A 20,005-nucleotide genomic window follows, 5' to 3' on the forward strand; every position below is an offset into this window, starting at 1 on the left:
CCGAAGATGGGGTGAACCCCCTCGATCTTGCCGACCGGAGCCTACGCGTGCTCATACGACTTCTGCGGACCCATCTGGGTCCGTACCGGAAACCGATCGCCCTCCTGGTCCTGCTGCAACTGCTGCAGACCAGCGCAAGCCTCTACCTGCCCACGCTCAACGCGGACATCATCGACAACGGTGTCGTCAGCGGGGACACCGGCTACATCCTGCGCTTCGGCGCGCTGATGCTCGGCGTCTCCCTCGTCCAGCTCGTGTGCAACATGGGAGCCGTCTACTTCGGCGCCCGTACCGCGGCCGCCGTCGGCCGCGACATCCGCGCCTCGGTCTTCGACCGGGTGCAGAGCTTCTCGGCGCGCGAGCTCGGCCAGTTCGGCGCGCCCTCGCTGATCACGCGTACGACGAACGACGTGCAGCAGATCCAGATGCTGGTCCTGATGACCTTCACGCTGATGGTCTCGGCTCCGATCATGTGCATCGGCGGCATAGCCATGGCGCTCTCGCTCGACGTGAAGCTGTCGGGCGTCCTGCTGGCCGTGGTCCCCGTCCTCGGCCTGTCGGTCGGCGCGATCGTCTTCCGGACGCGGCCGCTGTTCCGGAAGATGCAGGTCCGCCTGGACACCGTGAACCGGGTGCTGCGCGAGCAGATCACCGGCAACCGCGTGATCCGCGCCTTCATCCGCGACGACTACGAGAAGGACCGCTTCCGGGAGGCCAACGCCGACCTGACCGGGGTCTCCCTCGCGGCCGGCAAGCTGCTCGCGCTGATGTTCCCGACCGTGATCGTGGTCGTGAACATCTCCAGCGTCGCCGTCATCTGGTTCGGCGCGATGCGCATCGACAGCGGCGGCATGGAGATCGGCCAGCTGACGGCCTTCCTCGCCTACCTGATGCAGATCGTCATGGCCGTGATGATGGCCACCTTCATGTTCATGATGGTGCCGCGCGCCGAGGTCTGTGCCGAGCGCGTCCAGGAGGTCCTGGACACCGAGTCCAGCGTGGTCCCGCCCGTCGCCCCCGTACGCAAGCTGCTCGCCCGCGGGCAGCTGGAGCTGCGCGGCGCCGACTTCCGCTACCCGGGCGCCGAGGCGCCGGTGCTGCGCGGGGTGGACCTGGTGGCCCGCCCCGGCGAGACCACCGCGGTCATCGGCTCCACCGGCAGCGGCAAGTCCACGCTGCTGGGCCTGGTCCCGCGGCTGTTCGACGCGACCGGCGGCGATGTGCTGGTCGACGGTGAGGACGTACGCCGCCTCGACCCGGAGCTGCTGGCCAAGACGGTCGGCATGGTCCCGCAGAAGCCGTACCTCTTCTCCGGAACCGTCGCCTCCAACCTGCGGTACGGGCGTCCCGACGCCACCGACGAGGAGCTGTGGCACGCGCTGGACGTGGCCCAGGCCAAGGACTTCGTGTCGGAGCTGGAGGGCGGTCTGGACGCGCCCATCACCCAGGGCGGAACCAACGTCTCCGGCGGCCAGCGCCAACGCCTGGCCATCGCCCGCACCCTGGTGCAGCGCCCGGAGATCTACCTCTTCGACGACTCCTTCTCGGCCCTCGACTACGCGACGGACGCGGCGCTGCGCGCGGCGCTCTCCCGCGAGACGGAGGAGGCGACGGTGGTCATCGTCGCCCAGCGGGTCTCCACGATCCGCGACGCCGACCGGATCATCGTGCTGGACGAGGGCCAGGTCGTGGGCGAGGGACGCCACCACGAGCTGATGGCCGACAACGAGACCTACCGGGAGATCGTGCTCTCCCAGCTGACGGAGGCGGAGGCCGCATGAGCGGGCCCGGAGGACGGATGATGATGGGGCCGGCCGAGCGGTCCATGGACTTCAAGGGCTCGGGCAAGCGGCTGCTGAGCCAGATCGCGCAGGACCGGGTCAAGCTGTGGGGCATGGTCGCCGCCGTCGTCGGCAGCGTCGGCTGCTCGGTCGTCGGTCCGAAGATCCTCGGCGAGGCGACCGACCTGGTGTTCGCGGGGATCATCGGCCGGCAGATGCCGGCCGGGATCACCAAGCAGCAGGCGCTGGACGGGCTGCGCGCCAAGGGCGAGGGCGGGATGGCGGACATGCTGTCCGGCACCGACTTCACCCCCGGCGAGGGCATCGACTTCGGTGCCGTCGGGGTCGTGGCGATCTGGGCGCTGGTGGTCTTCACCCTCTCCGGCCTGCTGATGCTGGTCGCGACGCGGCTGTCGAACCACATCATGAACGGCACCGTGTACCGGATGCGCGAGGAGCTGCAGGCGAAGCTGTCGCGGCTGCCGCTGTCGTACTTCGACCGGCAGAAGCGCGGCGAGGTGCTCAGCCGGGCCACCAACGACATCGACAACATCGGGCAGACGCTCCAGCAGACGATGGGCCAGCTGCTCAACTCGCTGCTGACGATCGTCGGCGTGCTGGCGATGATGTTCTGGATCTCCCCGCTGCTGGCGCTGGTCGCGCTGGTGACGATCCCGGTGTCGGTCTTCGTCGCGGCGAAGATCGGCAAGAAGTCGCAGCCGCAGTTCGTGGCGCAGTGGAAGTCGACGGGCGCGCTCAACGCGCACATCGAGGAGATGTACTCGGGCCACACGCTGGTCAAGGTCTTCGGCCGGCAGAAGGAGTCCGCGGCGGTCTTCGCCGAGCACAACGATGCGCTGTACCGGGCCTCGTTCAAGGCGCAGCTGGTCAGCGGGATCATGCAGCCGGTGATGTTCTTCATCTCGAACATCAACTACGTGCTGGTGGCGGTCGTCGGCGGTCTGCGGGTGGCCTCGGGCAGCCTGTCGATCGGTGACGTGCAGGCCTTCATCCAGTACTCGCGCCAGTTCTCGATGCCGCTGACGCAGGTCGCCTCGATGGCGAACCTGGTGCAGTCCGGTGTCGCCTCGGCGGAGCGGGTGTACGAGCTGCTCGACGCGGAGGAGCAGGAGCCGGACGCCGAGGTTCCGGAGCGTCCGGAGCGGATCCGCGGCCAGGTCACGCTCGACAAGGTGGCCTTCCGCTACGAGCCGGACAAGCCGCTGATCGAGAACCTGTCGCTGACGGTCGAGCCCGGCCACACGGTCGCGATCGTCGGCCCGACGGGTGCCGGCAAGACCACGCTGGTGAACCTGCTGATGCGGTTCTACGAGGTCACGGGCGGCGAGATCGCCCTGGACGGGGTGGACATCGCGAAGATGACCCGCGAGGAACTGCGCGGCGGCATCGGCATGGTGCTCCAGGACACGTGGCTGTTCGGCGGGACCATCGCGGAGAACATCGCGTACGGCGCGGCGCGCGAGGTCACGCGCGCCGAGATCGAGGAGGCGGCGCGCGCCGCCCACGCGGACCGGTTCATCCGCACCCTGCCGGACGGCTACGACACCGTGCTGGACGACGAGGGCGCGGGCGTCAGCGCGGGCGAGAAGCAGCTGATCACCATTGCCCGGGCGTTCCTGTCGGACCCGGTGATCCTGGTGCTCGACGAGGCGACGAGCTCGGTGGACACCCGTACCGAGGTACTGATCCAGAAGGCGATGGCCCGCCTGGCGCACGGCCGTACGTCCTTCGTGATCGCGCACCGGCTGTCCACGATCCGCGACGCGGACGTCATCCTGGTGATGGAGAACGGCTCGATCGTGGAACAGGGCACGCACGAGGAGCTGCTGGAGGCGGAGGGCGCGTACGCGCGCCTGTACGCGGCGCAGTTCGCGCAGGCGGTGGCCGAGGTCGACTAGCGTCGACGTGCCGGCTTGGTGTGGGGGTGCCCTCCCGAGGGGGGCACCCCTTCTCCGTACCGGTCTCCGGTCTTTGTTCTCCGGTCTCTGTTCTCCGGTATCCGGTATCCGGTATCCGGCCTCCTGGCTCAGTCCAGGTAGCCGCGGAGCTGGTCGGCGAAGGCGTGGTCGCGCAGCTTGTTGAGCGTCTTGGACTCGATCTGCCGGATCCGTTCGCGGGTCACGCCGAAGATCCGCCCGATCTCCTCCAGGGTGCGGGGCCTGCCGTCGGCCAGGCCGTAGCGCAGCTGCACGACCTTGCGCTCGCGCTCGCCGAGGGTGGACAGCACCGCTTCCAGGTGCTCGCGGAGCAGGAAGAACGCGGCGGACTCCATGGGCGAGGCGGCGTCCCCGTCCTCGATCAGGTCGCCGAGGGCGACGTCGTCCTCCTCGCCGACCGGTGCGTGGAGCGAGACGGGCTCCTGGGCGAGGCGCAGCACCTCCAGTACCCGCTCGGGGGTCAGCTCCAGGTGGACGGCGACCTCTTCGGCGGTGGGCTCGTAGCCGCGCTCCTGGAGCATGCGGCGCTGGACGCGCACGACGCGGTTGATCAGCTCCACGACGTGGACGGGCACACGGATGGTGCGGGCCTGGTCGGCGAGGGCCCGCGACATCGCCTGCCGGATCCACCAGGTGGCGTAGGTGGAGAACTTGTAGCCGCGGGCGTAGTCGAACTTCTCGACGGCCCGGATGAGTCCGAGGTTCCCCTCCTGCACGAGGTCGAGCATGGTGAGCCCGCGGCCCACGTAGCGCTTCGCGACGGAGACGACGAGCCGGAGGTTCGACTCGATGAGGCGCCTCTTGGCCATCCGGCCCATGACGACGAGCTTGTCGAGGTCGAGGGCGAGCCGCAGGTCGAGGTCTGGGGTGTTGCCCAGCTTCTCCTCGGCGAACAGGCCGGCTTCTACGCGGCGCGCGAGCTCGACCTCCTCTGCGGCGGAGAGCAGCGGGATCCTGCCTATCTCGCGCAGGTACTGGCGGAACAGGTCGGCGGAAGGGCTCGCTCCGCCGGTGTCGGCGCGCCGGCGCGGCTCGGGCACCTGCTCGACGAGCTCCAGCACTTCGGGCTCTTCGGGCTCCTCGTCCACGGCGTCGACCTCTGGCTCTTCAGCCGCGGTGGCCTCGGTGTCCTGGACGGGCGGGCTCACGTTGACGGTCAGGATCTGGGTCTGCACGGGGGCGACCTCCAGGGCTCCGAGGACGGGGGCACCGCACCTCAGTGTGGGGTACGACACATCGCTGCCACGAGGGGCGTGCGAGCACTTTCTGAGTCCGGTGCGTGACCGGATGGTTACCCCCCGCCGGGAATCCCGATGCGGACCGGACGCATGTCCGAGAAGATCGATGCCATGTCTGAGTACGAAACCCACGTGACGGTGCGCTGTCCGGACCCGGGAGAACTGGCGCGGCTCGAAGCGTGGGCCGGGGGGCGGGGGTTGAAGGTGACGCACATCCTGCTGGCCCGGGGCCGGATGGTCTCGCAGCCGATGCTGACGCTGCCGGACCGCGATGGCCACGAGGCGCTGGTGCCCCGGCTGCGGGCGGCCGGCTTCGACCCGGTCCGGGTCAAGGTGGAGGCGATTCCGTGGACCGCGGACCGCCCGGGCCCGGGCGGCGGCTACTTCGAGCACCACCTCAAGCTGCTGCTGCCGACGGACTTCGACCGGGCCGCCCTGGAGACCTTGGTGACCCCGCACGGGGCGCACCTGTCGTGGAACGCGCGCCGTCGCCTGCCCGAGGGCCGCCACGAGCGGTTCGTGACCCAGCGGTGGCGGGGCACGGCGCAGGAGGCGACGGCGTCCTGCGACGCCCTGATCGCGGACCTCATGGACGCCGGGTACGAAATCCGCTCCGAGGAGCGGGAGTTCGTGCTGTACGACAGCAACCTGTCGGTGGACGACGGCTGGATCGAGGAGGGGGCGGCGGCATGAGCGGCGCGGCTGTGAGAGCGGGAGTGCGATGAGCACGTGGCAGGAGTTCGACCGGCGGAGCACCGAACTGCCGCGGGAGCCGTTGGACGAGAGGACGCGGACGAGGCAGGAACTGCCGCGGACACTGCGGCCGGTGTCCGGGGACGACGTACGGCAGCGGCCCGTCTTCGACCCGTCCCTGAAGCACTTGCAGCAGGCCTACCGGGCGGGGGATCCGGTCTTCGACGACCCGGAGCGGACCGCCGCGTGGGTCAGGGCGCGGCGGGCGGCGATGAACGCCGTGCTGCTGGCGGTCTCGGGCTCCGAATGGGCGGACTCGCTGGTGCTGCGGGGCAGTGTGCTGCTCGCCGACCGGTTCGGGGAGGCCGCCCGGGAGCCGGGCGACCTGGACTTCGTGGTGGTCCCGGAGACACCGGCGATGGACAGCGGGCTCAGCACGCGGATGCTGGACGGCATTGCGGCGGCGGCCGACGGGCGGGCCGGGATCAAGGCCTCGGGTGCGATCCGCGAGCGGATCTGGACGTACGACCGGGTGCCGGGGCAGCGGATGGTTCTGCCCTGGTCGGTGCCGGGGCTGCCCGCCGGGCAGGTCCAGCTGGACTTCGTCTTCAACGAGCACCTGGCGGCGCCGCCCGAGTTGGTCGAACTCGACTGCGGGGCCCTCGTACTGGCCGCGTCGCCCGCACTCTCGCTGGCCTGGAAACTGTTGTGGATCATCAGCGACGGGCATCCGCAGGGCAAGGACCTCTACGACGCGGTCCTGCTGGCCGAGCGGTGCGCGCTGCCGTACGGACTGCTCCAGGACGTGTTCCGGCTGGCGGGCGAGTGGCCCATGCCCAACCGGGAGGTTGAGCTCCAGGACTTCGCGAACCTGGCCGAGGCCGCGTACCCCGGCACGGAGTGGGAGCACTTCGAGGCCGAGTACCCCCACCTGGCGTCGTCCGGTGAGGCGGCCTTCGTCGAGAGGCTGGTCGCGGCGCTGCGCCCGACGTTCTGAGTTCGTACGCGCTGCGGCCGGACGCGGGCAGGCTGTCGGGGTCGGCGCCCCGGACCTCGGCGACGCGCGCCCGGGCGGCCCGGGCGGCCGGCGGCCAGGCAGAGGTTGATCCACCCGCCGACGGTGTCGGCGCCCTTGGTGGCCGGCTCCGGCGCTCCGGTGGCGTGGGCGCGGACGAGCGGTCCGGTCAGGCGCACCCGGGAGGAGGCCACCTCCTCCGCCACGCTCGCGCCGCCCGGCTCAGGGCGTAAGCCCGGTCAGAGGGACGTCAGGGGCTTGATCGGCGGGCCGGCCGTCCAGCCGCCGTCCACTGCCAGTTCGGCGCCGGTCACGTACGCGGCGGCGTCGGAGAGGAGGAAGACGACCGCCGCGGCGATCTCCTCGGGGGCGCCGACGCGGCCCATCGGGGCACCGGGGAAGCGGCCCTCGCCGGGCTGGATGCCGATCGGCGCCGTCATCGGGGTCAGCGTCATGCCCGGGTGAACGGAGTTGACGCGGATCCGCGCCTCGGCGAGCTCGACCGCGCCGATCTTCGACAGGCCGCGCACGCCCCACTTGGAGGCCCCGTACCCGGCGGTGAGCGCCAGGCCCGTGAGCCCGGCCGCGGAGGAGATGTTGACGATGGAGCCGCCGCCGTTCGCCCGCAGCAGCGGTATCGCGGCCTTGATGCCGATGAAGGTGCCGACCAGGTTGATCTCGACGACCTGCCGGAAGTGCTCGACGCTCTCGTGCTCCAGGAGCTGCCCGGTGGCTATGCTGGCGTTGTTGACGAGCCCGTCGATCCGGCCGAACTCGGCCACCGCGTGGTCGAGGGCGGCCTGCCAGTCGGCCTCGCTCGTGACGTCGTGCCGCAGGAACCGGGCCGCGCCGCCGAGCTTCGCCGCCGTCCGCGTACCCTCCGCCTCCAGCACGTCGGTGATCAGCACGCTGCCGCCCCCGTCCACGACGGCCCGCGCGGCGGCCGCGCCCAGCCCGCGCGCTCCCCCGGTGACGACGACGGCCTTGCCGGTCAGATCCACAACAGCCACGGTCCACACCCCTGACGAAGGTATATGACTAATCGGCATACGCGGCCGACGGTGCGTCAGTCTGCCAGAGCCCCCAGGACCCGCGACACCCCCTGCTCCTTCGGCCCCAGGAACCGCGGCTCCGGCTTGAAGGCCGCGTCCAGCGCCGCCTTGCCCGCCGCGAAGACCTCGCGCGTGCCGCCGTAGTACCAGGTCGCATCGTGCTCGTCGTCCACCCCGATCCCGTACGAGTCCAAGCCCGCCGCGTCGCACAGCGCGACGGCCCGGCGTATGTGGAAGCCCTGGCTGATCAGCACCGCCCGCTTGACCCCGAAGATCTCCTTGGCCCGGACGCAGGAGTCCCACGTGTCGAACCCGGCGTAGTCGCTGACGACGCGGTCACCCGGCACCCCGTGGGCCGTCAGGTACGTCCGCATCGCGTCGGGCTCGTCGTACTCGGTGCGGCTGTTGTCCCCGGTGACGAGCACGACCTTGACCTTGCCCGTGCGGTACAGCTCCACCGCCGCGTCGAGCCGTCTGGCCAGATACGGGGTCGGCCGCCCGTTCCACAGGCCCGCCCCGAACACCACCGCGACCTCGGCGGCCGGCGCGTCGGCCGTGCTCCGCAGCCGGTCCGCGGCCGCCGCGTGCGTCCACGCCGAGGGCAGCAGGAGCAGCACGCACCCGGCCACCACCGCCTGGACGGCCCGCCGCCGCCCCGCCAGCGTCCTCATCCAGCCCGGCATCAGCTTCGACTTCGACTTCCGCTTCATGGTCGGTCCCCCCGTTGCGCCACACGTCGTTCGCACACATTGACGATCTACGCCCGCACCCCAGTTCCCCGCTCCCCGCCTTTCACTCGCACGAATGAGCGGGTGAGCTCCCGGTAAACACCCGTCACCCCTGCGCAACGCCACCGACATCTGCGCCCCGCAGGATCGGTTCATGACGGAGCTGGTGCACCCTCCCGAGTCCCTGTCCCTCCCCTTTCCCCCCGCCACCGCCACGGAGCTGCTGACCCGAATATCCAGCCAACTCGGCACGCAGCTCAGCGGATTGCGCCCGTGGCGCCCGGCGGGGGGCCGGTCCGACGGAGCCCCCGCATGCAGCCCACCCTCGTCGCCGTCGCCCACGGCAGCCGCGACCCCCGCGCCCTCCCCGCCGTCCTGACCCTCCTCGACCGGATCCGCGAGCTCCGCCCCCACCTCGACGTCCGGCTCGGCCACATCGAGCTGAACCGGCCCCTGCTCGGCGAGACCCTCCGCGACGCCACCGGCGCGGCCGTGCTCGTCCCGCTGCTCCTGGGCCGCGGCCACCACGTCAAGCGGGACCTCCCCGCGGCCGCCGCCCGCGCCGCCCACCTGCACACCCGCGTCGCCGCCCCGCTCGGCCCGCATCCACTGCTGGTGGAGGCCCTGTACGAGCGGCTCCTGGAGGCCGGCCGGGCCCCCGGCACGGGCACGGCCGTCGTCCTCGCCGCCGCGGGCTCCCGCGACCCCGACTCGGCGGCCGACACCCGCCGCACCGCCGCCCTGCTCTCCGAACGCCTCGGCGGCGCGGCCGTCGTACCGGCCTACGCCTCCGCCGCCGCCCCGACCGTGCCCGACGCCGTCCGCGCCCTCACCGCCCGCGGCCACCACCGGATCGCGGTGGCCTCGTACTTCACCGCCCCCGGCCGCTTCGCCACGCAGTGCGCCGCCGCCGCGCCCGGCCCTGCGGCCGCCCCGCTCGGCGACCACCCGGCCCTGGCCCGCCTCGTGCTCCAGCGCTACGACGAGGCCCTGGCCCGGCAGCTCACCCCCCTGCCCGACGCGGCCCCCCTGAAACTGGCCACCGCATAAAGACCGCGTTGGCGCGGATTGCTCAGATTGGTCGCATTGTCGGTGTTCCCGGTTACCGTCTGAGCATGGAAGGCATGGAACGCACCGCACCCGCCCCGCACCCCGACCCGGACGCCCCCGGCGCCCCGTACGACGCGTCCGACACGGAGCGCTGGGCGGCCGAGCCCGACAAACGCCCCGGCCGGACCGCCTTCCAGCGCGACCGGGCCCGCGTGCTGCACTCCGCCGCGCTGCGCCGCCTCGCCGGGAAGACCCAGGTGGTCACCCCCGGCAGCCGCTCGTACGACTGGGACGCCAGCCCCCGCACCCGCCTGACGCACTCCCTGGAGTGCGCCCAGGTCGGCCGCGAGCTCGGCGCGGCCCTCGGCTGCGATCCCGACCTGGTCGAGGCCGCCTGCCTCTCGCACGACATGGGCCACCCGCCCTTCGGGCACAACGGCGAGGAGGCGCTGAACGAGTTCGCGAAGGACTGCGGCGGCTTCGAGGGCAACGCCCAGTCGCTGCGCCTGCTGACCCGCCTGGAGCCGAAGCGGTTCGTGCCCGACCCGGCCACCGGTGAGCTCAGCAGCGTCGGCCTCAACCTCACCCGCGCCTGCCTGGACGCCGCCACCAAGTACCCCTGGGCCCGCGGCGGCCACCCCACCGACCCCGACTCGGTCAAGTTCGGCGCGTACGAGGACGACCTGCCGGTCTTCGAGTGGCTGCGGCGCGGCGCGCCCGCGGACCGCAAGTGCTTCGAGGCCCAGGTGATGGACTGGTCGGACGACGTCGCGTACTCCGTCCACGACTTCGAGGACGGGCTGCACGCCGGGCACCTCGACCCCAACCTCCTCTTCGCCGAGCCCGAGCGCACCGCCATCTGGCAGGTCGCGATCGGCCGGTACGTGCCGGCCGACACCGCGCCGGAGGAACTGCGCGAGGCCCTCGACCGGCTGATGGAGCAGGACTGGTGGCCGCACGGGTACGACGGGTCGGCCGTCGCCCAGGCCCGCCTCAAGGACGCCACCAGCCAGCTGATCGGCCGGTTCTGCCTGGCCGCCGAGGGCGCCACCCGCGAGGCGTACGGCTCCGGCCGGCTGACCCGGTACGCGGCCGAGCTGGTCGTTCCCCGCGAGGCGCGCAACGAGTGCGCGGTCCTCAAGGCCGTGGCCGACCTGTACGTGATGCAGCGCGAAGAGCAGGAGCGGCTCCGCGCCGACCAGCGCATCGTCCTGGCCGAACTCGCCGAGGCCCTCAGCGCCCGCGCCCCTGAGGGCCTGGACCCGCAGTTCCGGGCGATCTTCGACGCCGCGCCCGACGACAGAGCGCGCAAACGCGCGGTCATCGACCAGATCGCGGCGCTCACGGACGCCTCCGCGCGCTCCCTGCACGCCCGGCTCACACGGCGCACGCGCCGCCCCGTCGGGTGAGCCGATCGGGCCATTCCCCCTTCACGCGGCAGGCTCAGTGCGGGACGCTCGCATGTGGTCGCATGTGGCGGAGAGGTTATGAGGAGGCATCAGGTGGTCGACGCACACCGGACATTCGTCATCGTCGGCGCAGGGCTCGCCGGGGCCAAGGCGGCAGAGACGCTGAGGTCCGAGGGGTTCACGGGGCGGGTGATCCTGGTCGGCGACGAGCGCGACCATCCCTACGAACGGCCCCCGCTGTCCAAGGGGTACCTCCAGGGCAAGGAGGAGCGCGACAGCGTCTTCGTGCACGAGCCCTCCTGGTACGCGAAGGCCGACATCGAGCTGCACCTCGGCCAGCCCGCGGTCCAGCTGGACCGGGAGGCCCGCAAGGTGGTCCTCGGTGACGGCACGGCGCTGCACTACGACAAGCTGCTGCTGGCCACCGGGGCGGAGCCGCGCCGCCTCGACATCCCGGGCACGGGCCTGGCCGGGGTGCACCACCTGCGCCGGCTCGCCCATGCCGAGCGGCTGAAGGGCGTACTGGCCACCCTCGGCCGGGACAACGGGCACCTGCTGATCGCGGGCGCCGGGTGGATCGGCCTGGAGGTCGCCGCCGCGGCCCGCGGGTACGGGGCCGAGGTCACCGTGGTCGAGCCGCTGGCCACCCCGCTGCACGCGGTGCTCGGTCCGGAGATCGGCCGGCTCTTCGGGGACCTGCACGCGGAGCACGGGGTCCGCTTCCACTTCGGTGCGCGGCTCACCGAGATCATCGGGCATGACGGCATGGTGCTCGCGGCCCGGACCGACGACGGGGAGGAGCACCCGGCGCACGCCGTGCTCGCGGCGATCGGGGCGGCGCCGCGGACCGCGCTCGCCGAGACCTCCGGGCTGGCCCTGGTCGACCGGCAGCACGGCGGCGGCATCGCCGTGGACGCCTCGCTGCGGACCAGCGACCCGGACGTGTTCGCCGTCGGGGACGTGGCCGCCGCGCACCACCCGCTGCTCGGGACCCGGCTGCGGGTCGAGCACTGGGCGAACGCGCTCAACGGCGGCCCGGCCGCGGCGCGGGCGATGCTGGGCCAGGAGGTCTCGTACGACCGGGTGCCGTACTTCTTCTCCGACCAGTACGACGTGGGCCTGGAGTACTCGGGGTACGCCCCGGCCGGCGGCTACGACCAGGTGCTGATCCGCGGCGACGTGGCCAAGCGGGAGTTCATCGCGTTCTGGCTGTCGGACGGGCGGGTGCTGGCCGGGATGAACGTGAATGTGTGGGATGTCACCGAGCACATCCAGGCCCTGATCCGGTCCAAGGCGTCGGTCAACCGCGAGGCCCTGTCGGACCCGTCGGTTCCGCTTGACTCCCTGGTGGAGGGCCAGGGGGCCTGACGGGTTTGTGGGCGCCCGGCCGTAGACTTCACGGGTGGCAGGACGGATCAACGACGACGATGTGAAGGCGGTACGGGACGCGGTCCCGATCGACGCCGTGGTCTCCGACTACCTCCAGCTGCGCAACGCGGGCGGCGGCAACCTCAAGGGCCTCTGCCCCTTCCACGACGAGAAGTCCCCGTCCTTCCAGGTCAGCCCCAGCAAGGGTCTCTACCACTGCTTCGGCTGCCAGGCGGGCGGGGACACCCTCGACTTCATCATGAAGATCGACCACCTGTCGTTCTCGGAGGCCGTCGAGCGCCTCGCCGGCCAGGCCGGCATCACGCTCCGGTACGAGGAGGGCGGGTACACCGCCGGCACCAGCGGCCGCGGCGAGCGCATCCGGCTCGTCGAGGCCCACAAGGCGGCCGCCCAGTTCTACATCGAGCAGCTGGGCAGCGCCGAGGCGGAGATCGGCCGCAGGTTCCTCGCCGAGCGCGGCTTCGACCAGGCCGCGGCCGAGCACTTCAGCGTCGGGTACAGCCCGGCCGGCTGGGACCACCTGACCCGCTTCCTGCGCGGCAAGGGCTTCAGCGACAAGGAGCTGATCACCTCCGGCCTGGCCCAGGACAGCCGCAGCGGCAAGCCCATCGACCGCTTCCGCGGCCGGCTGATGTGGCCGATCCGCGACATCAGCGGCGAGGTGGTCGGTTTCGGCGCGCGCAAGCTGCGCGACGACGACAACGGGCCGAAGTACCTGAACACGCCGGAGACGGCGATCTACAAGAAGTCCCAGGTGCTGTACGGCATCGACCTGGCGAAGAAGGAGATCGCGAAGACCTCGCGGGCCGTGGTGGTGGAGGGCTACACGGACGTGATGGCCTGCCACGTGGCCGGGGTCACGACCGCGATCGCGACGTGCGGCACCGCCTTCGGCGGCGACCACATCAAGATCCTGCGCCGCCTGCTGATGGACAACGCGACCGCCGAGGTGATCTTCACGTTCGACGGCGACGCGGCAGGCCAGAAGGCCGCGCTCCGCGCCTTCGAGGACGACCAGAAGTTCGCCGCCGAAACCTCCATCACCATCGCCCCCGGCGGCATGGACCCGTGCGATCTGCGCCTGGCGCAGGGGGACGCGGCGGTGTCCGGGCTGGTGGAGGCCCGTACCCCGCTGTTCGAGTTCGCTCTGCGGCACATCGTGGCCCGGCACAACCTGGAGAACCCGGCGGGCCGGGCGGCCGCGCTGGACGAGGCGGCGCCGGTCGTCGCCAACATCAAGAACATCGCGATCCAGCACGAGTCGGCGGTCCAGCTGGCGGGGATGCTGGGCATCCGGGACGAGCAGTTCGTCGTCAAGCGGGTCGCGCAGCTGGCGCGCTGGGCTCGGGAGCGGGGCAACCAGCCCGGCGGGCAGCAGCAGGGCCGCGGCCGGCCGTCGCAGGCGTCCTCGTACGAGGCCGCCCCGGCGCCGGGCGCCCCCGTGGGCGGCGGGCCGGCGCTCAACCTGCGCAGCCCCGCGCACCGCACCGAGCGCGAGCTGCTCAAGCTGGCGCTCCAGCGGCCAGCCCTGGTCTCACCGGCCTTCGACGCGTACGGGCTCGACGAGTTCACCGCCCCGCCGTACGCGGCGGTCCGCGAGGCCATCCAGGCCGCGGGCGGCGCGTCGCTGGGCACCGACGACTACCTGGCCCGGGTCCGTGACGCCGCGCCGAACGACACGGTCCGCGCGCTCGTCACCGAGCTGGCGGTCGAGGCCATCCACGCCAAGACGGTGGACGAGGTCTACGCCGGGGTCCAGCTGGTCCAGGTCCGGCTGCGCGCGGTCGACCGCCGGGTCCACGAGATCCAGGGCACGATGTCGCGACTGGGCACCCAGGCCCCGCCGGAGCAGCTGGCGGCGGTCCAGGAGGAACTCTGGGTCCTCCAGCAGTACGGGCAGCGCCTGCGCAACCGCGGTGCCGAGGGCCTGTAAAGCACCTCCTAGGTCGTGTCGTCAAAGTCCCTCCCCCAGCTACCGCTGGGAGGTGCCCCCAGGTCGGCGGGGTCTGGCACGCACGCTCGCCGCGTTGTCGTCGGTCACCGACGTCCCCCAGCTACCGCTGGGAGGTGCCCCCACCGCGTCGATTCCCTCCTCCGCCTTGCGATCGCACGCACCAGACCCCGCCGACCACCGCCCTTCCGGGCGGCCGACGCTACTTTGACGACACTCCCTAGCGCCGTCTGAACCAGTCGCCGCTCGGTATCTCGGTGCCGGACTCGCGCAGCGTGCGGGACAGCAGCGGGGCCGCCAGGTAGACCCAGGCGGGGGTCCGGGTGCCGTCCGGGCGGACCGCGTCCCGGCGGACCCGGTCGTAGACGTTCAGCGGCCGGTCGGGGCCGTGGTACTCCTCCAGCCGGTCCAGTTCGGCCAGCAGCCTCCCGTACGCGCCGGGCGCCGCGGTGACCAGCTCGCCGACGATCTCCGATCCCGGGTGCGGGACGGCGTACGGGTAGCCGGGACCGTCGTACAGGAGCGCGTCCGGGAGCCGGGCGGGCTCCTCGGCGGCCGTGCGGCCCCGCAGGAACAGGTCGTGGTTGACCTCGCCGGGGCGCAGGGTCCCGTACACGAAGAAGGGGAGCTCGGCGGTCATCCGGCCTTCACCTCGGCGGCGACCCATGCCAGGTAGCCCGCGCTGCCCCGCACCACCGGGGTGGCGATGATCTCCGGCGTGCCGTACGGGTGATCGGCGGTCAGCCGGGCCTCCAGGGCCGGGTAGGCGGCCGCGGTGGTCTTGAACAGGACCTGCCACTCCTCCGAGGTCTCCAGCGCGTCCCGCCAGTGGTAGACCGAGGTCACCGGCCCGTTGATCTGCGCGCAGGCGGCCAGCCGCTCCTGCACCGCGGCGCGGGCGAGAGCCGCGGCCTCCTCCGCCGAGTCGACCGTGGTCAGCACGGTGAGCACGGCGAGCGCCGGATCCCGTGCCGGCTGCGCCGGCTGCGGGTGTGGCGGGCGTGGCGGCTGCGGCCGATCGGCTGATGTCACGGGGCCCTCCCTCGGGTACGGCGGACAGCGCGCGGTCCGGGACTTTCGTCCCGAGTCTGCCTGTGTCCCTCCACCGTACGCACCGCTGTTACACAACCTCCCGGTGCCCGTGATCGTCGCCGTCTACCGTCGATTCGTCCTGCCTCAGACCCCTTTGGCTGCTCATGACGCGACCCATTCGCCACCTCACCGCCGCCCTCCTGTGCGCCTTCACCTGCGCGCTCGCCGTCGGCGGCTGCTCCACACCCGGAGGGCTGGGCGTCGGCGAGCCCGCGCCGCCCGTATCGGCCCAGCCGCAGCCCGAGTCGCTCTGGCCGCTGTGGACCGACCACTCGGTTTCGGGGCCGGGCAAATCGGTCGGCACCCGGGAGCCCCCGCCGCAGCCGCTGAAGAACGCGCCCGAGGTGGGGGCCGGCGGGCTGCCTGCGGTGAACGTGCAGGACGTCGTACGCGCCGACAAGCAGATGAAGGCGTTCGCGGCGAAGGGCTGGATCGACGCGCCCGGCAAGGTCGGAATGCGCCCGCCCGTCTTGCGCGACCTCACGGGCGACGGGAGTCAGGAGCTGATCGTCGCCGCCGACGCGGAGACGGGGCGCACCGCGCTGACCGTGTACACCGCCGAAGGGACCCGGATCGTCCCCATCCTGTTCACCGTCGGCCGGCGGATGGCCGCCGAGACCATCGGCGGCGACCTGCTGCTGCGCACCGCCGCCGACGACGGCTCCGAGCAGGCCGTCCGCTACCACTGGGACGGCGAGCGGATGAGGGTCGTCAGCGACGAGCGGCGGTACAGCAAGTCCTTGCCGGGCTGCGACGGCGACCGGATCCCGCAGCCGAAGCGCACCGACAGATACGGCCAGGTGTGCGAGTGAACTCCCTCCTGGTCCGCTGCCGCCACCTCCTCCAGGCCCTCGGCCTGCGCTGGAAAATCTCGATCCTGCTCGCGGCCGGCTGCTCGCTGGTCGCGGTGACCATCGGCGTACTGATCCACGAGGCGCGGGCCCACCAGGTGGGCGACGCGGCCCGGGAGAGCGCGCTCGCGCAGCTGGTCCGGGTACGCCAGGTGTACGAGCTCACCGGCCGGCTGGACGAGGACAAGGTCGGCGAGGCCGACGCGTGGATCGACTGCCCGGGGCTGCCGGCGCCGCTGCGCCGGGCGGCCCTGGCGGGGCAGCGCACCACCTACCTCGACCTGTCCGGGCCGGATCCGGCGGTGTGGGCGGCGCGCCCGGTCGGTGGTGACCACGTGCTGTCCGTACGGCGGTCGCTGGCCGGGGAACAGGCCGAACTGGCCGAACTGGAGCAGCAGCTGGTGGCCTCCGGAGCCGGGGTCGTGACGCTCGCGGCGATCGCCGGGGCGCTGCTGGCGAGCCGGCTGAGCAAGGACCTGCGCACGGCCGCCGAGACGGCCCGCCGGATCAGCGAGGGCGAACTGGACGCGCGGATCGGGGCGTCGGGCGTGCCGGGAACCCGGAACGAGGTCGCCGAGCTGTCCTCGGCGGTGGACACGATGGCGGCCAGTCTCCAGCAGCGTCTGGAGGCGGAGCAGCGGTTCACGGCCGACGTGGCGCACGAGCTGCGGACCCCGCTGACGGGGCTGCACACCGCGGCCGAGCTGCTGCCGGCGGGGCGGCCCACGGAGCTGGTCCGGGACCGGGTCGCGGCTCTGCGGACGCTGACCGAGGACCTGCTGGAGGTGGCGCGGCTGGACGCGCGCCGGGAGGAGGCACAGCTGGCGGCGCACGCGCTGGGGCCGCTGGTCGCGACGATCGCGCGGCGGTCGGGGGTGGCGGCGGAGGTGGTCGGCGCGGACTGCCCGGCGGTGGTCCGTACGGACTCCCGGCGCCTGGAGCGGATCCTGACGAACCTGCTGGTCAACGCCCGCCGGCACGGCGGGGATCCGGTCACGGTGACGGTCTCACGGAACACGGTGACGGTACGGGACCGCGGTCCGGGCTTCCCGGTGAAGCTGCTGCGGGAGGGGCCGCAGCGGTTCCTGACGGGTGCGGCCGAGCGGGGGCAGGGGACGGGGCTGGGCCTGACCATCGCATTCGGCCAGGCGCAGGTGATCGGGGCGCGGGTGACGCTGTCGAACCCGGCCCCGGCGGGCGCGGCGGCGACGGTGACGCTGCCCGCGGCGTGAACCGCGGCGGGTCAGGGCCCGGGGCCCGGCCCGCGCCCCGGCTCACCCGGACGGCGTGGCGCCCCGAATGACCGAATGCGGGGCCGTGACCTGCTGGAACGGTAGCCGCCCGAGCAGATCTGACGGAACATCAGCAGGCGCTCCGCAGCCGGGCCGGGTTTCCTCGGGAACACGACCCCGTGTCTCCAGGAGCCCCCATGCGCCGACGCACCGCCCACGTGCTCACCGCCACCGCGCTGACCGCCGCCGCGTTCACGGGCCCGGTCGCCGGGGCGGTCGCCGCCGCGGAGCTCGGCACGGCGGGCTTCGCACCCGGCGACTTCGCGAAGCTGGAGGTATGGCCGAAAAGCGCCGCTCCCGGGGCCGGCGTCACCGTGAACACCACCGCCTGCGGCGCGGGCAGCCACGCCGACGGCGATGCCACCACGGTCGGCGGCGGCCGCTTCAAACTGCTTCCCGGCACCCACAAGGAGGTGGTCATCGGGCAGTTCCAGATCGCCCGGGACCTCCGCCCGGGCACCTACAACATCGGCGCGACCTGCGCCGACGGCAAGTTCGCCACCGGCGACCTGGTCGTCACCGAACGCGGCCCCAAAGGCCACGTCCGCACCGGGGTGGGTGGCGGGACGACCACCACCGTCGACCCCACCAAGATCACGGCGGGAGCGGTCGTGCTGGCCGCGGCCGCCGTCGGCGGTACCTGGCTCCTGCGTCGCCGGGCGAGCGGCACGCGGAGCTGACGGGCGCCCACCGCGGCTGCTGCCGCGGTCCGACCGGTACCGTCCCCCGTCGCCCGCCCCGCGAGGTCCCCCCGTTCGCGGGGCCGGGCGACGGCCTGCCACACGGAACCACGGACCCGGACCGGGACTCGGACCCGGACCAGGACTCGGACCCGGACCGGGACTCGGACCCGGACTCGGAACACACCGCCAGGGGGCACCCATGGGCAGAGGCCAGGCCGGCCGCGGCGGGCTCGTCGCGCTCGCCGCCTGCGTCGGCATCTGGCTCGTCGGCAGCGGCTCCGGCCAGTCCGTCGGACCCCCGCTGCCCTCCCCCGCGGACGCGCTGGAGCGGCAGGCGCACTACCCCGGCAGCATCGACCCGCTCCCCGGCTCCCCGCCGGCCCGGATCCGGATCCCGTCCATCCGGGTCGACGCCCCGCTGACCGGGCTGGGCCTCGGCCCCGACGGCAGCATCGAGGTGCCGCCGCCCGCCCGCCGCGATCTGGCGGGCTGGTACCGCGACGGCACCACCCCCGGCGCGGTCGGCACCGCCGTCGTCGTCGGCCACGTCGACCACGCCACCGGCCCGGCGGTCTTCTACCACCTCGGCGCGCTGCACCGCGGAGCCGCGATCGAGGTGCAGCGCGCGGACGGACGGACGGCCGTGTTCACCGTCCACGCGGTCGAGGTCTACGAGGCCGACCGCTTCCCCGACTCCCGCGTGTACGGGCCCTCGCCGCGCGCCGAGCTCCGCGTGATCACCTGCGGCGGGGGCTTCTCGCCGCGAACCGGCTACCAGGGCAACGTGGTCGTCTTCGCCCACCTCACCGGCACGTACTGACGGCAGCGCAGGCCCGTCAGCCCCACTGCTCCAGACCGAGCTTGACCACCAGCGCGGCAACCACCGTGAGCAGCACGCCGCGTACGAACCCGCTGCCCTTCTTCAGCGCCATCCGGGCTCCGACCATGCCTCCGGCCAGGTTGAACGCCGCCATCAGCGCGGCCAGCTGCCACAGCACCATGCCCTGGTACGCGAACATCGCGAGGGCCCCGGCGTTGGTACAGCAGTTGACGATCTTGGCGGTCGCGGAGGCGGTGACCAGGTCGAGGTGGAGCAGCGCGGTCAGGGCGAGCACCAGGAAGGTGCCGGTACCGGGCCCGATGAGCCCGTCGTAGAAGCCGATGCCGAGGCCGGCGAGCCCGATGGCGAGCAGCACGCGCTGCCGGCTGACGGGCGCGGTCGAGGGTGCGGTGCCGAAGCCCGGTTTGAAGATCACGACGGCCGCGACGATCACGAGCACGCCCATGATGAGCGGGCGCATGGTGTCCTTGCTGATCCCGCCGGCCAGCGCGGCGCCGCCCATGGATCCGGCGAGCGCGGCGAGGCCGATCCGGACGGCGAGCTTCACGTCCACCGGCGCCTTGCGTGCGTACGTCACCGCCGCGCCCGCGGTGCCGACGATGGCCACGGCCTTGTTGGTGCCGAGGACGGTGGCGGGGTGGGCGTTCGGCAGGCCGAGGAGCAGGGCGGGCAGGAGCAGTAGTCCGCCGCCGCCCACCACCGCGTCGATCCAGCCGGCCGCGGCGGCGGCCACGCACAGCACGATGATCATGGTCGTTGATATGTCAGGCACGGTCACGACCCTATGGAGCCGATGGGTGCAGCGACCATCAATCACCGGAAACTTGCGCAAAGGTTGAGCTTTGCCGGGCCGGCTCCCGGTCGGGGGCCACCGGGGCGGCCGGATTCACGGTCGCCGTCAGCGCCGTAGCGGCCAGCACACTGGCCAGCCCGAGCCCGGCCGCGAGCCGCCGCGGGGGCGGTACGGCGGCCAGCGCGGCCA

The 20,005-nt window shown here is 72.7% G+C and carries 18 protein-coding genes; 12 read left to right on the forward strand and 6 right to left on the reverse strand.

Going from position 1 to position 20,005, the window contains the following annotated elements:
• Positions 1–47: 47 nt before the first annotated feature.
• Together ACIQU4_RS16435 and ACIQU4_RS16440 are read left to right on the forward strand one after the other, a co-directional pair.
• Positions 48–1,781, forward strand: coding sequence for an ABC transporter ATP-binding protein (locus ACIQU4_RS16435; RefSeq protein WP_403730451.1), 1,734 nt, complete (start codon positions 48–50; stop codon positions 1,779–1,781).
• Entirely contained in the window at positions 1,778–3,700 is a 1,923-nt protein-coding gene (locus tag ACIQU4_RS16440; protein WP_403730454.1) for an ABC transporter ATP-binding protein, read from the forward strand. Before ACIQU4_RS16435 ends, ACIQU4_RS16440 begins: the two co-directional genes overlap by 4 nt.
• Positions 3,701–3,828: 128 nt before the next feature.
• On the opposite strand, the gene ACIQU4_RS16445 is transcribed toward ACIQU4_RS16440, so the two are convergent.
• Positions 3,829–4,914, reverse strand: a complete 1,086-nt coding sequence (locus ACIQU4_RS16445; protein ID WP_403730457.1) for an RNA polymerase sigma factor — start codon at positions 4,912–4,914, stop codon at positions 3,829–3,831.
• Positions 4,915–5,088: 174 nt separating this feature from the next.
• Between ACIQU4_RS16445 and ACIQU4_RS16450 the strand changes: the two genes are divergently transcribed.
• Both ACIQU4_RS16450 and ACIQU4_RS16455 read left to right on the forward strand, forming a co-directional pair.
• A complete protein-coding gene (locus tag ACIQU4_RS16450) occupies positions 5,089–5,670 on the forward strand; it encodes a hypothetical protein (RefSeq protein ID WP_403730460.1) in 582 nt (193 codons plus the stop codon).
• 28 nt (positions 5,671–5,698) lie between these two features.
• Entirely contained in the window at positions 5,699–6,667 is a 969-nt protein-coding gene (locus tag ACIQU4_RS16455; RefSeq protein ID WP_403730463.1) for a nucleotidyl transferase AbiEii/AbiGii toxin family protein, read from the forward strand.
• Positions 6,668–6,924: 257 nt separating this feature from the next.
• Here the strand turns inward: ACIQU4_RS16455 and ACIQU4_RS16460 are convergent, their stop codons facing one another.
• Together ACIQU4_RS16460 and ACIQU4_RS16465 are read right to left on the reverse strand one after the other, a co-directional pair.
• Positions 6,925–7,734, reverse strand: a complete 810-nt coding sequence (locus ACIQU4_RS16460) for a glucose 1-dehydrogenase (RefSeq protein WP_403730466.1) — start codon at positions 7,732–7,734, stop codon at positions 6,925–6,927.
• A gap of 17 nt (positions 7,735–7,751) precedes the next feature.
• Positions 7,752–8,447, reverse strand: a complete 696-nt coding sequence (locus ACIQU4_RS16465; RefSeq protein WP_403730468.1) for a vancomycin high temperature exclusion protein — start codon at positions 8,445–8,447, stop codon at positions 7,752–7,754.
• Between the two features lie 330 nt (positions 8,448–8,777).
• On the opposite strand from ACIQU4_RS16465, the gene ACIQU4_RS16470 reads away from it, so the two are divergent.
• The 4 genes from ACIQU4_RS16470 to dnaG all read left to right on the forward strand — a co-directional run bounded on the left by ACIQU4_RS16470 (position 8,778) and on the right by dnaG (position 14,246).
• On the forward strand, positions 8,778–9,515 hold the full coding sequence (locus ACIQU4_RS16470; protein ID WP_403730471.1) for a sirohydrochlorin chelatase: 738 nt from the start codon (positions 8,778–8,780) through the stop codon (positions 9,513–9,515).
• 65 nt (positions 9,516–9,580) lie between these two features.
• Positions 9,581–10,924, forward strand: a complete 1,344-nt coding sequence (locus ACIQU4_RS16475; protein ID WP_403730473.1) for a deoxyguanosinetriphosphate triphosphohydrolase — start codon at positions 9,581–9,583, stop codon at positions 10,922–10,924.
• A gap of 93 nt (positions 10,925–11,017) precedes the next feature.
• On the forward strand, positions 11,018–12,292 hold the full coding sequence (locus ACIQU4_RS16480; protein ID WP_403730476.1) for an NAD(P)/FAD-dependent oxidoreductase: 1,275 nt from the start codon (positions 11,018–11,020) through the stop codon (positions 12,290–12,292).
• A gap of 34 nt (positions 12,293–12,326) precedes the next feature.
• Positions 12,327–14,246, forward strand: coding sequence for a DNA primase (gene dnaG, locus ACIQU4_RS16485; protein WP_403730477.1), 1,920 nt, complete (start codon positions 12,327–12,329; stop codon positions 14,244–14,246).
• Positions 14,247–14,484: 238 nt separating this feature from the next.
• On the opposite strand, the gene ACIQU4_RS16490 is transcribed toward dnaG, so the two are convergent.
• Positions 14,485–14,904 carry a gamma-glutamylcyclotransferase family protein gene (locus tag ACIQU4_RS16490; RefSeq protein WP_403730480.1) on the reverse strand — a complete coding sequence of 140 codons (420 nt, stop codon included), beginning with the start codon at positions 14,902–14,904 and terminating at the stop codon, positions 14,485–14,487.
• Positions 14,901–15,215, reverse strand: coding sequence for a divalent-cation tolerance protein CutA (gene cutA, locus ACIQU4_RS16495; RefSeq protein ID WP_403730953.1), 315 nt, complete (start codon positions 15,213–15,215; stop codon positions 14,901–14,903). Before cutA ends, ACIQU4_RS16490 begins: the two co-directional genes overlap by 4 nt.
• A 245-nt stretch (positions 15,216–15,460) precedes the next feature.
• On the opposite strand from cutA, the gene ACIQU4_RS16500 reads away from it, so the two are divergent.
• The 4 genes from ACIQU4_RS16500 (at position 15,461) to ACIQU4_RS16515 (ending at position 19,002) form a co-directional block, all read left to right on the forward strand.
• The gene (locus tag ACIQU4_RS16500; protein WP_403730483.1) at positions 15,461–16,168 is read left to right on the forward strand and encodes a hypothetical protein; all 708 of its coding nucleotides are present in this window, start codon (positions 15,461–15,463) and stop codon (positions 16,166–16,168) included.
• Entirely contained in the window at positions 16,165–17,439 is a 1,275-nt protein-coding gene (locus ACIQU4_RS16505) for an ATP-binding protein (RefSeq protein WP_403730486.1), read from the forward strand. The genes ACIQU4_RS16500 and ACIQU4_RS16505 overlap by 4 nt, the downstream gene beginning before the upstream one ends.
• A 197-nt stretch (positions 17,440–17,636) precedes the next feature.
• The gene (locus ACIQU4_RS16510; RefSeq protein WP_403730489.1) at positions 17,637–18,179 is read left to right on the forward strand and encodes a hypothetical protein; all 543 of its coding nucleotides are present in this window, start codon (positions 17,637–17,639) and stop codon (positions 18,177–18,179) included.
• A gap of 202 nt (positions 18,180–18,381) precedes the next feature.
• On the forward strand, positions 18,382–19,002 hold the full coding sequence (locus tag ACIQU4_RS16515) for a class F sortase (protein WP_403730492.1): 621 nt from the start codon (positions 18,382–18,384) through the stop codon (positions 19,000–19,002).
• 16 nt (positions 19,003–19,018) lie between these two features.
• Here ACIQU4_RS16515 and ACIQU4_RS16520 read toward each other — a convergent pair whose 3' ends face one another.
• Positions 19,019–19,795 carry a sulfite exporter TauE/SafE family protein gene (locus ACIQU4_RS16520; protein ID WP_403730495.1) on the reverse strand — a complete coding sequence of 259 codons (777 nt, stop codon included), beginning with the start codon at positions 19,793–19,795 and terminating at the stop codon, positions 19,019–19,021.
• Positions 19,796–20,005: the final 210 nt, after the last annotated feature.

Source organism: Streptomyces sp. NPDC090741 (assembly GCF_044769045.1).
Classification (GTDB): domain Bacteria; phylum Actinomycetota; class Actinomycetes; order Streptomycetales; family Streptomycetaceae; genus Streptomyces.